1 protein-coding gene is annotated in these 404 nt (G+C 63.4%); it reads right to left on the bottom strand.

Going from position 1 to position 404, the window contains the following annotated elements; all coding sequences use genetic code 11:
* Positions 1-359: chemotaxis protein CheB (locus SB822_RS55155; protein WP_410858855.1), on the bottom strand; the 359-nt coding region annotated here is incomplete at its 3' end.
* Between the last annotated feature and the right edge of the window lie 45 nt (positions 360-404).

Raw genomic sequence — 404 nt, 5'->3', positions numbered from 1 at the left:
GTGGCGCGCTTGTAGTGCCGGAAGTCATGCCCGGTCTGCGTGCGCAGCGTGGTGAGTATGTCGTGCAATGCCTGTTCGGCCGTGTCATCAGGCTCTACAGAGGGCAACACGCGATCCGGTCGCTCGTCTGCGGCGGGGAGTTTGATGACCCGGGCGTTTGCCCACAGCTCGACCAGCTTTTGCGGCAGATCGACCACCGGTAACGCGATGTCGATCTGTCCGCTTGCAATTGCGCTCTCCGGCATCTCCGGATACTCGGCGTCGTCGGGAGTCTGGGCGAGCGTAATACCACCGCACTCCTTGATCCGGCCAATCCCAACTGTCCCGTCGCTACCCGTGCCTGACAGGATGATGCTCATGGCGCGCGCGCCGTGGGCGTCGGCAAGGCTACGGAAAAACCGGTC

The sequence above is a fragment of the Paraburkholderia sp. SIMBA_054 genome, from assembly GCF_046534875.1.
In the GTDB taxonomy this organism is placed as follows: domain Bacteria; phylum Pseudomonadota; class Gammaproteobacteria; order Burkholderiales; family Burkholderiaceae; genus Paraburkholderia; species Paraburkholderia hospita.
This window is presented reverse-complemented; position numbering and strand designations above follow the sequence as displayed.